General features: G+C 69.2%; 14 protein-coding genes and 1 pseudogene. 11 read left to right on the top strand and 4 right to left on the bottom strand.

Features of this window, described 5'->3' with window-relative positions; translation table 11 throughout:
- Positions 1–8 precede the first annotated feature (8 nt).
- From ACQ86A_RS17290 to ACQ86A_RS17280, 3 genes are all read left to right on the top strand, one after another.
- On the top strand, positions 9–1,178 hold the full coding sequence (locus tag ACQ86A_RS17290) for a PQQ-dependent sugar dehydrogenase (RefSeq protein WP_431278166.1): 1,170 nt from the start codon (positions 9–11) through the stop codon (positions 1,176–1,178).
- A gap of 5 nt (positions 1,179–1,183) precedes the next feature.
- Positions 1,184–1,783 carry a hypothetical protein gene (locus ACQ86A_RS17285; RefSeq protein WP_431278165.1) on the top strand — a complete coding sequence of 200 codons (600 nt, stop codon included), beginning with the start codon at positions 1,184–1,186 and terminating at the stop codon, positions 1,781–1,783.
- Between the two features lie 97 nt (positions 1,784–1,880).
- Positions 1,881–2,411, top strand: a complete 531-nt coding sequence (locus ACQ86A_RS17280) for a SprT-like domain-containing protein (protein ID WP_431278164.1) — start codon at positions 1,881–1,883, stop codon at positions 2,409–2,411.
- On the opposite strand, the gene ACQ86A_RS17275 is transcribed toward ACQ86A_RS17280, so the two are convergent.
- Entirely contained in the window at positions 2,408–3,040 is a 633-nt protein-coding gene (locus ACQ86A_RS17275; RefSeq protein ID WP_431278163.1) for a GNAT family N-acetyltransferase, read from the bottom strand. The genes ACQ86A_RS17280 and ACQ86A_RS17275 overlap by 4 nt on opposite strands.
- A gap of 73 nt (positions 3,041–3,113) precedes the next feature.
- On the opposite strand from ACQ86A_RS17275, the gene ACQ86A_RS17270 reads away from it, so the two are divergent.
- The gene (locus ACQ86A_RS17270; protein WP_431278162.1) at positions 3,114–3,719 is read left to right on the top strand and encodes a CGNR zinc finger domain-containing protein; all 606 of its coding nucleotides are present in this window, start codon (positions 3,114–3,116) and stop codon (positions 3,717–3,719) included.
- Between the two features lie 6 nt (positions 3,720–3,725).
- On the opposite strand, the gene ACQ86A_RS17265 is transcribed toward ACQ86A_RS17270, so the two are convergent.
- A complete protein-coding gene (locus tag ACQ86A_RS17265) occupies positions 3,726–4,802 on the bottom strand; it encodes a hypothetical protein (RefSeq protein ID WP_431278161.1) in 1,077 nt (358 codons plus the stop codon).
- A gap of 102 nt (positions 4,803–4,904) precedes the next feature.
- Here ACQ86A_RS17265 and ACQ86A_RS17260 point away from each other — a divergent pair, with 102 nt between their 5' ends.
- The 4 genes and pseudogenes from ACQ86A_RS17260 to ACQ86A_RS17245 all read left to right on the top strand — a co-directional run bounded on the left by ACQ86A_RS17260 (position 4,905) and on the right by ACQ86A_RS17245 (position 7,712).
- Complete coding sequence (locus ACQ86A_RS17260; RefSeq protein WP_431278160.1) at positions 4,905–5,378, top strand: MarR family winged helix-turn-helix transcriptional regulator; 474 nt, start codon at positions 4,905–4,907, stop codon at positions 5,376–5,378.
- A 108-nt stretch (positions 5,379–5,486) separates the two neighbouring features.
- Positions 5,487–6,190, top strand: a pseudogene (locus ACQ86A_RS17255) (LamB/YcsF family protein).
- Positions 6,187–6,813, top strand: coding sequence for a 5-oxoprolinase subunit B family protein (locus ACQ86A_RS17250; RefSeq protein ID WP_431278159.1), 627 nt, complete (start codon positions 6,187–6,189; stop codon positions 6,811–6,813). The pseudogene ACQ86A_RS17255 and the gene ACQ86A_RS17250 overlap by 4 nt, the downstream one beginning before the upstream one ends.
- Positions 6,810–7,712, top strand: coding sequence for a biotin-dependent carboxyltransferase family protein (locus tag ACQ86A_RS17245; protein WP_431278158.1), 903 nt, complete (start codon positions 6,810–6,812; stop codon positions 7,710–7,712). The genes ACQ86A_RS17250 and ACQ86A_RS17245 overlap by 4 nt, the downstream gene beginning before the upstream one ends.
- A 42-nt stretch (positions 7,713–7,754) precedes the next feature.
- Here the strand turns inward: ACQ86A_RS17245 and ACQ86A_RS17240 are convergent, their stop codons facing one another.
- Together ACQ86A_RS17240 and ACQ86A_RS17235 are read right to left on the bottom strand one after the other, a co-directional pair.
- Positions 7,755–8,003, bottom strand: coding sequence for a hypothetical protein (locus tag ACQ86A_RS17240; protein ID WP_431278157.1), 249 nt, complete (start codon positions 8,001–8,003; stop codon positions 7,755–7,757).
- Between the two features lie 142 nt (positions 8,004–8,145).
- Positions 8,146–9,012, bottom strand: a complete 867-nt coding sequence (locus ACQ86A_RS17235) for a spermidine synthase (protein WP_431278156.1) — start codon at positions 9,010–9,012, stop codon at positions 8,146–8,148.
- Between the two features lie 168 nt (positions 9,013–9,180).
- Between ACQ86A_RS17235 and ACQ86A_RS17230 the strand changes: the two genes are divergently transcribed.
- From ACQ86A_RS17230 to ACQ86A_RS17220, 3 genes are all read left to right on the top strand, one after another.
- Positions 9,181–9,696 (top strand): hypothetical protein, encoded by a 516-nt coding sequence (locus tag ACQ86A_RS17230; RefSeq protein WP_431278155.1) that lies wholly within the window; start codon positions 9,181–9,183, stop codon positions 9,694–9,696.
- 64 nt (positions 9,697–9,760) lie between these two features.
- Positions 9,761–10,951 (top strand): sensor histidine kinase, encoded by a 1,191-nt coding sequence (locus tag ACQ86A_RS17225; RefSeq protein ID WP_431278154.1) that lies wholly within the window; start codon positions 9,761–9,763, stop codon positions 10,949–10,951.
- Positions 10,948–11,643 carry a response regulator gene (locus ACQ86A_RS17220; RefSeq protein ID WP_431278153.1) on the top strand — a complete coding sequence of 232 codons (696 nt, stop codon included), beginning with the start codon at positions 10,948–10,950 and terminating at the stop codon, positions 11,641–11,643. The genes ACQ86A_RS17225 and ACQ86A_RS17220 overlap by 4 nt, the downstream gene beginning before the upstream one ends.
- Positions 11,644–11,692: the final 49 nt, after the last annotated feature.

Here is an 11,692-nt window from a genome sequence, read left to right as displayed (position 1 = left end):
AGGGTCTGATGCGAGCACGTCGTTCCGTCGGCGCGGGGGTCGCCCTTGCGGCCGTCGCCGCCCTGCTTGCGGCCTGCACGGCGACGCCCCCGGCGCAGCCCAGCGCGACACGCACGCCCACGCACCGCCCGACGCCGTCGAGCAGCCTTCCGGCCATCCCGGCGATCCCGTGGCAGCCCAGCGACCAGACCACCACCCTCGAGACGGGTCTGGATGCCCCCTGGTCGGTGGTCCCGTTGGCGAGCGGTTCCGCGCTGATCAGCGAACGCGACTCGGGCACGATCCTCGAGAGACTCCCTCAGGGCGGAACGCGCGTTGTCGGCAAGGTCCCTGCCGTCGTCCACAACGGAGAGGGCGGGCTCCTCGGGTTGGCCGTCCAGAACGTGTCCGCGCCGCCTTTCCTCTACGCCTACGAGACCACGGCCTCCGACAACCGGGTCGTCAGGATGCCGCTCGACGGCGTGCCGGGTAGCTACTCGATCGGGGCGCCGGTCGACGTGATCAAGGGCATCCCGAAAGCCGGCAATCACGACGGCGGCCGCATCGCCTTCGGGCCCGACGGGATGCTCTACGTCACTGCGGGCGACGCCTCCAACTCCACGAACGCTCAAGACGTCAACTCGCTGAGCGGCAAGATCCTGCGTCTCACGCCCGAGGGCGCTGTGCCGAACGACAATCCGTTCCCGGGTTCGCCGACCTGGTCGTACGGCCACCGCAATCCCCAGGGCATCGGCTGGGATTCGCATGGAACGATGTGGGCGAGCGAGTTCGGGCAGAACACCTGGGACGAGCTCAACATCATCAAGCCGGGCTCGAACTACGGCTGGCCGAACGTCGAGGGCATCGGCAACGACCCGAAGTACACCGATCCGGTCTTCCAATGGAAGACCAGCGAGGCCAGCCCGAGCGGTCTGGCCGTGGTGGGCGACACCATCTTCATGTCGGCACTGCGCGGCGAGCGACTGTGGACGATCTGGACGACCGGCGGAGGCGCGCCCGTGACCGCGAAGCCGTTCTTCGACGGAACCTTCGGCCGCATCCGCGATGTCGTCGCCCACGGGAACGCGCTGTGGATCCTCACGAACAACACCGACGGCCGCGGCAGCCCGCGGCGTGGAGACGACAAGCTGGTCGAGGTGCCGCTCATCCCGGCGCAGTCGTTCAAGCGGCCGGGTTAGTCTGGATGGCAGTCCATCGACCTGGAGCTGAACCACTGAGCATCATCCTCGGATACGATCCGTCCACCCTGCGCGAACGCGTCGACCTTCGCGCGGCGGGACTGCGCCTCGACGAACTCGGAAGCCTGCGCAGCCTGAGCGCCCTCAACGAGAAGGCGGTGCTGCTCCGGCTGCTCGGTCGCCTCGACGAGGCGATGGACGTCGCCAACGAGGCCGTGCGGCAGGCCCGGTTCACGGGTGATCGGGAACAGCTGCTCGGCGCCCGCGTGCGCCGCGCGCAGGTGCTGCAGTACCAGGGCAAGCTCGACGAGGCGATCACCGAGCTCACCGGATGCGTCGACGAGGCTCGCGCGCACGACTGGACCGCACTCGAGGCGTTCGCCGTGCAGAGCCGGGGCAAGACCCACTTCGACGCCAAGGAGTACGAGAACGCGCTGGCGGATGTGACCGCTGCTGTCTTCCTGCGGGAGAAGCTCGGCGCATCCCCGAGTGACATCGAGAGCTCACTCATCGCCGTGGCCGTGGTGCAGTCGTTCGTCGACCAGGCGAAGTCGGAGCGACCGGGGTCGGCCGCGCCGGAGCCCGGCAGCGAACCCGGCAAGTGAGTTCGACGACCCCTTCAGCCGTGTCGGGACCACCGCGTAGTATGCGGAGCATGAACGTCCCGTCGGCCACCACACTGCGCGAGAGCAGCGGTCGCTGATGGCCGACCTCGATCGGGTGCGGCGCTGGGCGAACGCGCTCATCGCCCTGCACCTCGACACGAACGTCTGGAGCTTCGACTTCGACAACGCGAAGACTCGCGCCGGGCTCTGCAACTACACGTCCAAGCGCATCACGGTCTCGCGGTATCTGGCCTCGCGCTACGACGACGACGAGATCCACCAGATCCTGCTGCACGAGGTCGCCCACGCTCTCGCCGGTTCCCGTGCCGGGCACGGTCCGCGCTGGCGATCCATCGCCATCGACCTCGGCTACGAGGGCAAGCGGCTGCACGGCGGCGCGATCGCCGACGAGCTGGCGCCCTGGGTGGGAACGTGCCCGAACGGTCACACCCATTACCGCTACCGCAAGCCCGCGCGCGCCCTCGCCTGCGGGGCGTGCTCGCGCCGGTTCGACGCGGCAAACCTGATCACCTGGCAGCACCGCGAGGTCACCGCGGCGAAACGTCGAACGGCCGCCTCCGCCGCGAGCGAGTCGGAGCGCAGCACGATCGCCGAGAACGGCTCCTAGCGCGCGTTCTCGAGGTCGACGCCCGTCGACGTCGCGAGGCGCGCGTCCAGGCCGTCGCGCACATCCGGCCACTCCTCACGCAGCACCGAGAAGACGGCCGTGTCGCGCCAGGTACCGTCCGCGCGTCGCTGCGTGTGGCGCAGGATGCCCTCGGGCTTGGCCCCGAGGCGCTCGATGGCCGCGCGCGACCGTGCGTTGACTACATCCGCCTGCAGTTTCACCCGCTCGAAGCCGTGGTCGAAGGCCGTTCCGAGCAGCAGGCGTTTAGCCTCTGCGTTGACGCGGGTGCCCCAGACCTCGGGGGCATATGCCGTCCAGCCGATGTGGGCGGACTCGTTGGCCAGATCGAAGTCGCCGAGGGTACTCGTGCCCACGATCCGATCGTCGTCGGCTCGAAGGCAGACCGCGTAGACGTTGCCCGCATCCCACTGCAGGTAGCCATCGATGAAGTCGTGCCAGCCCTCGTAGTCGGCGCGGTAGCCCGCCGAGCCGCCGCCCCAGCCGCCGGCGAAGACTTCAGGATGCCCGATCGCCGCGAACAGTGCGGGCAGGTCTTCGCGAAGCAGCGCCCGAAGGCGCACGGTCTCTCCGTCGAGCGGAAGAGAGGGGTCGGGGCGGGTCGCAGTCACCCGACCATTATCGCGTCCAGCGATCGCGCATCCGTCGATTCGGCTCCTCGTCGTAACCGACTATATTGGTTACATGGCGACAGAGACACTGCACTCCCGGGGGACCGGCCAATGGATCGACTCGTCCGACGGCCAGCACTGGTGGTTCGACGCGGGCTCGGTCGCCCTCGACTTCGCCTACACCGGCGGAGACCTCACCACTCCCGAAGGGGAGACGGTCCATGATGCCAGAGAACTCAACGAATGGTTCGCCGAGCGGTTTCCCGAGGTCGCCCCGACAGCCGGAGATCGCGAGTTCACCGACGCGAGAACGCTCCGCGAGGCGATCGGGCGACTCGCGCGCCAGGCCAGCCGCGGCGAGAGTCTGAGCCCCGACCTGGTCGATGTGGTCAACCTGTTCGCGGCCACGCCGGACATACCGCCGGTGCTGGCCGGGGGCGCACGCCAGGCTGGACGGAGCAGCGCCCGCCCGCACCAGGCGCTCGGCACAATCGCCCGGGACGCTGTGCGGCTGTTCGGACCCGCGGCAGGTGGGCGCATCCGGGAGTGCTCGGCCGAAGACTGCGAGTACGTCTACCTCGACACGTCCCGCAGCGGCAACCGCCGGTGGTGCTCGATGCAGCGCTGCGGCAACCGCGCGAAGGTGCGAGCACACCGGGCCCGAGCGGCCGCGAACTAGCAACGCTCAGGCTGCAACCACCGACTCCTCTTCCTCCGCACTCACAACGAGCGACTCGTTCGCGAGTCGACGACGACGGACGCTCAGTGCGTGGGTGACCACGACCAGGAGGATGCCCGCAGTGGCCCAGAGCGCCAATCGGAGCCCCGCGAATCCGAATGCCTCGCCGGGAAAGTAGGTGAGCGCTTTCGCTGCCTGCAACCAGGCGGCCCCGTTCCAGAAAGTGTTGAGCCCGGCGAAGAACGCCGGTTGCAGGTACGACGCGAAGATACCGCCCGAGCTGGTGAAGTTCAGCATCACGAACAGCAGCGTGAGCGCCGGGGTCGTCCATTTGCCGAGTACAGGATGCAGTCCCACGCCGAGCGAGATGATCCCGAGCGCGTACAGCCCACCGAGAAGCCAGATGCTCCATTCGTTGCCGCTGAGAACGTGGTAGATCGGACCGGCCACGACCACACCGATTCCCGCCACGACGAGAGCGACCGCCGCGGATACGGCAAGGCGCCAACCGATCGCAAGTTTCGCTGTCACGGCCGCTACGGCGATGGCGCTTGCGTACGAACCGACACTCAACGCGACGAGGAGAAAGAACAGACCCTGGCCGGTGAGGTCGGCAGGCGCTGCGGGTCGTACGTCGTCGACGGTGACCGGCAGGTGCTGCTCGTAGGCGATCGGCAGAAAGATCTTCTGCGCCGTTTCCGCGGTCGTGGCGCAGGCGGCCGTGGACAGGATGATCCTGGCGTGGGTCGCATCCGCCTGGTACGCCGCCGCGAGCTTCTCGGTCTCGACGAGGTGACGCGCGGTCGAAGCATCGGCGACGGTTGTCACGTCGAGCGCATCCGGAGCCTTGTCGTTCATGGTCTGCGCGAACACCTCGGTGGCCGGCCCCGTACCGACGATCGCCACGGGCAGATCGTGCGGTGTCGGCTGGTGGAACGCACCGAGGTAAGCGAGTGCCATGCCGGCTGCGAGAAACAGGGGGATCAGGATGTGCGTCCCAAGCGACTTCCAGAACACGGCGGTCGGCCAGAACGAGGGTCGCTGAACGGCGGGAAGGAGGGGCGCGACGCGGTGGGCGGACATGGGCGTCCAATCTGATGTCGGGGAGGGATGCGATCGCTAACGTTGCGCAATGCAACATACATTGTTGCACAATGCAACCGAGAGCGCGGCTAGGCTGACGTCATGCCCGCATCCGAACGCCGTGAGAACGCGATCGCTCGCGTGCAGGAAGAGCTGATCACCGTGGCCCGGCGGGGAACGGCACGGGTGCGACGTGAGAACGAGGCGCTCTCGTTCGTCGACCAGTCTCTCCTCTCCTTCATCGCGGCGAACCCGGGCAGCCGAGCGGTGGACATCGCCGCGCACTTCGGGCTCAACCGATCGACGGTCTCGCGGCAGTTGGGCGCGCTCGCCGAATTCGGGCTGATCACGACGCTCCCCGATGAGAATGCCGAGGCGATGGCGGCGACGGATACCGATCCCGCCAGAGGTCGAGGCCAGGCGCTGCGTCTCACCGAAGCGGGCGAGCATGCCATGCTCACGTCGACGCGGGTGACGCTCGCCGCCCTGACCGACCGGCTCGCCGACTGGGCTCCCGACGAAATCGATCGCTTCGCGGCGCTGCTCGAACGGTACAACGGCACGCCGGAGCGGTGACGCGGGTGCATCCGGACGCACATCCGGGCGCACTTCCGCCAAACTGGAATCGTGGACCGTTCCATCGACCTCAACGCCGACCTGGGTGAGTCTTTCGGCGCCTGGGCGATGGGCGACGACGCTGCGATGCTCCGACTCGTCACGAGCGCGAACGTCGCCTGCGGCTTCCATGCCGGCGACGCCTCGACGATGCTCGCGACCTGCCGTCTGGCCGCCGAGAACGGCGTCACCGTCGGCGCGCACGTTTCCTACCGCGATCTGGCGGGCTTCGGCCGGCGCTCGATGGATGTGCCGCCCGCCGAACTCCGAGACGAAGTCCTCTATCAGCTGTCGGCTCTGAGCGGCATCGCCCGGGTCGCAGGAACCACCGTTTCCTACGTGAAACCGCACGGCGCCCTCTACAACCGCATCGTCTCCGACAACGCCCAAGCTGGCGCGGTCGTCGAGGCGGTCGCTGCTTTCGATCCGTCGCTCGCGCTGCTCGGTCTTGCCGGGTCCGAAGCGGCGCGCGCGGCTCAGGATGCGGGGCTCGCCTTCGTACGCGAGGCCTTCGTCGACCGCGGCTACCTCGCCGACGGCACCCTGGTTCCGCGCGGACGCCCCGGCGCCGTGCTCGCCGGGGACGACGCGATCGCCGCCAGGGCTGTGCGGATCGCCACCGAGGGCATGGTCGTCGCCGAAGACGGAACGGACGTGACCGTCGAGGTGGACTCCTCTGCGTGCACGGCGACACCCCCGGCGCCGTGTCGATGGCCGGTGCGGTGCGCTCCGCGCTCGCCGCGGCCGGCGTGACCGTGGCGGCGTTCCGATGAGCGCGACCCGGCGCATCCTGCCGCTCGGCGATGCAGCCCTGCTCGTTGAGCTGGACGACCTCGACGCGGTGCTCGCCCTCTACGAGGCGCTCGCCGCATCCCGCCCCACCGGTGTCGTCGACCTCGTTCCCGCCGCTCGCACGATCGGGCTGACCGTCGACCCGACTGTGCTGCCGCTGAGCGCCGCCCACGGCTGGCTATCCCAGACCGAGCCGCGGTCGCGCGTTGCCGATCAGGCACGTCCGACTGTCGAGATCCCCGTACGGTACGACGGAGAAGATCTCGAGGAGGTCGCAACGCTGCTCAGGATGCCCGCGGCCGAGGTCGTCGCGCTGCACACCGCATCCCTCTGGCGCGTCGCGTTCTGCGGATTCGCGCCGGGCTTCGGCTACCTCGTCACTGACCACGACCGGCTGACCGTGTCGCGTCGCCAGACGCCCAGAACAACCGTGCCCGCTGGTTCGGTCGGCCTCGCCGGCGAGTTCAGCGGCGTCTATCCGCGCTCGAGCCCCGGCGGCTGGCAGCTCATCGGGTCGACGGATGCGCCACTCTGGAACCCGGACGCCGAACCACCCGCGCTGCTCGCGCCGGGAACCGCGGTGCGGTTCGTGGAGGTCTCGTGAGCCTGCGCATCCTGAACCCCGGCCCGCTCGCAGTGATCGAGGACCTCGGGCGTCCGGGGCTGGCCGACATCGGCGTGAGCCCGTCGGGCGCGCTCGACCGCGGTGCGCTGCGGCTCGGCAACCGTCTGCTCGGGAACAATGAGGGATGCGCGGGCATCGAGATCCTGCTCGAGGGCTTCGAGGTGCGGTTCGACGACCCAGCCTGGTTCGCGGTCACGGGTGCGATCGGGCCGCTCGATCTCGACGGACAACCGGTCGATCCTCATCGCGCACTCTTCGCGCCCGCCGGATCGACGCTGCGGATCGGGACGCCGACGGCCGGTGTTCGCAGCTATCTGACCGTCCGCGGCGGAATCGACGTGCCGTCCGTACTGGGTTCGCGGTCGAGCGATCTGCTCTCCGGGCTCGGCCCGGCAACGCTCGCGGCCGGGGATTCGCTGCCGGTCGGCGAGCATCCTGACGCCGAGATTCCGTTGCTCGATTTCTTGCCGGTCGATCCGCCGGCGGATGGAGTCGTCGAGGTACGCGCGCACCTCGGTCCTCGTGCGGAGTGGTTCACGGCGGGCGCACTCGACGCCTTCTTCTCGGTCGAGTGGGAGTTCAGCGCCGAGAGCAACCGCGTGGGTGCGCGGCTCGACCCCGTGCGTCAGCCCGCCCACGTGGTGGGCCGCGACCCTCATCCGGCCGTTCTCCTCGAACGCGCGATCACGGCCGAACTGCCGAGCGAACTCATGGTCGCAGGCTCGGTGCAGGTCTCACCCGATGGCCGCCCCACCGTGCTGCTGGCCGACCACCCCGTCACCGGCGGCTATCCTGCGATCGCGGTGGTCGCCTCCGCCTCGCTCGACCTGCTTGCCCAACTACGCCCCGGCCAGCGCCTCACCTTCCGCCACGCCTGACGCCACACTCAGCCGGATCAGCGCAGGTCGGTCAGTGTTCGGTCACTCTTCGCCACTCGACCGGTGCCGTCGGTTGTGCTGCTTCGATACGGAGTATGCGAGGAGCACTGCTCCCACGCACGCCGAGATCATCCCGATGATCAACGCACCGACCATGACCGGATCCAACACGCCCGATGTGCCATTCGAATCGGCCTGAGCACCATTGTCGTAGAGCGAAGAAGCCGCAAACACGCAAAGCACTAGTCCGACTGCCACCACGACGATGGACGCGATCGTTTGCTTACTCATCGTGCACCTCTCAGTCCGGATCGCATCCGGCAGCGATGGTGCGAGCGGACGCGCCATCAGCCCGCGAAGCGCGAAACGCGCATCACTGCGACTGATGCATGAAATATATAGCATTTCACGGCATCTACCCGAGCACAGCGAACTAGTCGCGGCGGGTGCCGGTCTGGAAGATGCTGCGCGCGGGCGGCGGTGAGGGCACGCTCGTCGCATCCGTCACGATCGGGGCGCCGGCCGCGAAGGTCTTGAGCTCGGCTCCGGCGACGGCCTTGGCGGGATGCGGTCCGCCGGCGAGGATGCGCGGCAGCCAGTCGAGCGGCAGCGAAGCATTCGAGCCGACCAGCACCACGTTGCCGAACCGGCGGCCCTTCAGAACCTGGGTCTCGGCCAGCGCGGCGACGTTCTTGACCACGGAACCGAGTGTCGCCACCTGGCTCTTGGCGAAGTTCAACGGTGGGCCATCGGCCACGTTGACCAGCACGATGCCGTCGGGGGCGAGCAGGGACACCGCGGCGCTGTAGAACTCCGCGCTCGTCACGTGCGCGGGCGTGCGGGCACCGCTGAAGATGTCGATCACGAGCAGGTCGACCGAGCCGCGTAGGCCGGCGGGGAACTTGCCCAGCACCTCGCGCGCATCCCCGTGTCGTACCCGCACCTGCGCGTAGCGCGGCAGTGGCAGGTTCTCGCGAACGAGGTCGACCAGGTTGGTCTCCAACTCGACGACCTGCTGACGCGAGCCGGGCCGGGTGTAGGCGACGTAGCGCGGCAGCGTCATGGCGCCCGCGCCGAGGTGCACGGCGGTGATCGGCTGGCCGGGCTCGCCGATGAGGTCGATGACGTTGCCCATCCGCTGCACGTACTCGAAGAACAGCTGCGACGGATCGTCGAGGTTCACGTGCGACTGGGGAGTGCCGTCGACGACGAGCTGATACGCGCCGGGCACGAAACGGTCGGGCTCGATGACAGCCCGGTAGCCGCTCTCTGCGAGGATGACCGCCGGATTCTCTGCCACGTCACCAACACTAACGGGCCGCGAGCGGGTGAGTGCCGCCACAACCTCACCCGATCTCCACCCGGTCTCCACCCGATCCCCACCCGCGGGTTGTGCCGCCGCGGACACGATGCCGGAAGACTCGAAGAGCACCGGGAATCCGGCGCACAGACCCGAAAGGCACACCTCATGACCATCCAGATGATCGGCAACGCGCTCCTCATCGTCGTCCTCATCGGCTGGGTCGGCTTTCGCCAGATGACCTGGCGGGCGGTCTCGATCGGTCGCATGTGGAGGTTCCCCGCAATCCTGGGATTGGTCGGGATCGTCATGCTCGTCCAGACCGTCAAGCCGACCCTGCTCACCCCGCTCGACCTCTCGGTGCTGGCCGCCGAGCTGGTCATCTCCCTCGGCATCGGGGCATGGATGGGCGCGATCGCCCACTTCCGCCCGCTTCCCGAGCCGCTCCACCTAGGCCGCGACCGCGGTGTCGCGATCTACGAGTCGCGCACCGGCGTCTTGGGGCTGGCGCTGTGGATCGCCGTGATCGCCGTCCGCGTGGGCATCGACGTGCTCGCGGGGATGGCCGGATCTCACCTGGCCGCATCGACCGGCGTGATCCTGCTGACGCTCGCGGCAAACCGTGCCGCCCGCACAGCGGTGTTCGCCGCCCGGCTCGACCGGCACGCGGCGCTCACGGCGTGAGTAGCGCATTCTGTGCCGGGGCCGCCTTCACCCGCCCCGCCCGCCGACGCAGGATGATGGTTCCGTGAACACTTCGACACCGCCGACCTGGTTGGGCTTCGCGCTCAACTTCTTCGGCGGTGTCGCCGTCGCGTTCGGCCTCATCAGGGACGACCTGAGCGCACGCCCCACCTGGGTGCTCGTCGTCGCATTCATCGCCGTCGGTGCCTGGATCCTGCGGGGACTGGCCGGTGTTCTCGGACTGCGCGGTGCCGACCTCGGCCTGAGCGTGGTCGCCGCGCTCGCCGGAGGCCTCGTCGCGGCCCCGACGGACGGCCTTGCGATCGTCCCTGCCGCGGTCGCGGTGATGGTGATCATCAGCCAGGTCTACCGTCCCGTTCCCGTCGGTTTCGGTGTGGCTCTCGTCACCACAGCCCTCGTCCCGATCGGGGCTGTTCCCTTCGGCGTGGGGATCCCCGCGGTGCTGGCCATGATGGGCGGTGTCGTTCTCGCGGCGTTCGCAGGCCTCAGCCGCCGCCAGTTCCGTCTGTCGGAAGAACAGGCGGCGCAGCTCCGCGAGCGCGAGCTCGCCGTGCGCGAGGAGAAGGCACGGGTCGAGCTGCTCGGCGAACGCCAGGAGGTTGCACGCGACATCCACGACGTGCTCGCGCACAGCCTCGGCGGTCTCGTCATCCAGCTCGACGCCGCCGAGGCCCTGCTCGAAGCCGGCGACACCGACGCGGCGCAGCAGCGGGTGACGGATGCGCGTCGACTGGCAGCAGACGGCCTCGGCGAGGCCCGCCGCGCGGTCGCGGCGCTGCGGGACCCGAACACCGCACCCACGGATGCAGCCATCGATCGCGTCGACCCCGCCGAATTCGCCGGGACCCTCGACGACTTCCTGGCCGCGCACCGCTCGCTGGGCGGGGTGGTCGATCTCACCGTCACCGGGCATCCTGAGCCGCTCGATCGTGCCGCGGCCACCGCCGTGCAGCGAGCCCTTCAGGAGTCGCTGAGCAACGTCCGCAAGCACGCGCCCGGCGAGCCCGTGCGCGCGGCGCTCGACTGGGAGAATGGCCGGGTGCGCCTCACCGTCTCCAACCCGCTGAGCGATGGCGCGCATCCTGAACTCGCCTCCACCGGCGGCCGCCACGGGCTCGAGGGGATGCGCGAACGTTTCGCAGCCCTTCCGCGGGGCGGCACCGCGACGGCCGGAGTGGTCGGCGATCGCTTCACGGTCGTCGCCGAAGCGCCGTTCGCGGAGGCGACGTCGTGACCCCGGCCGAGCCGATCATCCGCGTCGTCGTCGCCGACGACCAGGCGATCATCCGCGACGGGCTCGTCACCGTGCTGTCCCTGCTGCCCGACATCGAGGTCGTCGGCGAGGCGCCCGACGGTGAGCAAGCGGTCGAACTCGTGGCGCGTGAGCATCCGGACGTCGTCCTGATGGACCTCAGGATGCCCGTGCTCGACGGCGTCGACGCCACCGCTCGCATCGTGGCCGCGCATCCTGAGACCGCCGTGCTCGTGCTGACCACGTTCGCCGACGACGACTCGATCCTCGGGGCTCTCCGCGCCGGAGCCCGCGGCTACCTCACCAAAGACGCTGGTCGCGCCGAATTGGCCGCCGCTGTGCGGGCTGTCGCCCGCGGCCAATCGACCTTCGCGCCCGAGGTGGGTGCGTTGCTCGTGAACAGTCTCACCGCGAGCGCGGTGACCAGCGCATCCGGAACCCCGTCGGCCGTCGGCCAGGAGCCCGAGGTGCCCGCGTCGCTCGCCGCCCGTTTCCCCCAGCTCACCCCGCGTGAGGCCGAGGTGCTCGCGCTTGTGGCCGACGGCCTGAGCAATGGCGAGATCGCCGGCCGCCTGTTCGTCAGCGTCGCCACGGTCAAGACCCACATCAACGCCCTGTTCGCGAAGCTCGACGTGCGCACACGCGCTCAGGCCATCGCCCTCGCGCGTTCCTGAGCATCCGCCTCCCGGGGCCCATGGGGGCCTGGCGCTCGCGTCACGACGA

This window comes from Leifsonia poae, from assembly GCF_050632195.1.
GTDB lineage: Bacteria > Actinomycetota > Actinomycetes > Actinomycetales > Microbacteriaceae > Leifsonia > Leifsonia poae_C.
Note: the sequence above shows the minus strand (reverse complement) of the source record. Positions and strands in the feature narration are given on the sequence as shown.

Excerpts from the sequence above, each read along its gene's own strand:
- ACQ86A_RS17290 (WP_431278166.1), top strand. The coding sequence starts at position 9 with ATGCGAGCACGTCGTTCCGTCGGCGCGGGGGTCGCCCTTGCGGCCGTC.
- ACQ86A_RS17270 (WP_431278162.1), top strand. The coding sequence starts at position 3,114 with ATGGCGACAGAGACACTGCACTCCCGGGGGACCGGCCAATGGATCGAC.
- ACQ86A_RS17280 (WP_431278164.1), top strand. The coding sequence starts at position 1,881 with ATGGCCGACCTCGATCGGGTGCGGCGCTGGGCGAACGCGCTCATCGCC.
- ACQ86A_RS17240 (WP_431278157.1), bottom strand. The coding sequence starts at position 8,003 with ATGAGTAAGCAAACGATCGCGTCCATCGTCGTGGTGGCAGTCGGACTA.
- ACQ86A_RS17250 (WP_431278159.1), top strand. The coding sequence starts at position 6,187 with ATGAGCGCGACCCGGCGCATCCTGCCGCTCGGCGATGCAGCCCTGCTC.
- ACQ86A_RS17265 (WP_431278161.1), bottom strand. The coding sequence starts at position 4,802 with ATGTCCGCCCACCGCGTCGCGCCCCTCCTTCCCGCCGTTCAGCGACCC.
- ACQ86A_RS17260 (WP_431278160.1), top strand. The coding sequence starts at position 4,905 with ATGCCCGCATCCGAACGCCGTGAGAACGCGATCGCTCGCGTGCAGGAA.
- ACQ86A_RS17285 (WP_431278165.1), top strand. The coding sequence starts at position 1,184 with ATGGCAGTCCATCGACCTGGAGCTGAACCACTGAGCATCATCCTCGGA.
- ACQ86A_RS17230 (WP_431278155.1), top strand. The coding sequence starts at position 9,181 with ATGACCATCCAGATGATCGGCAACGCGCTCCTCATCGTCGTCCTCATC.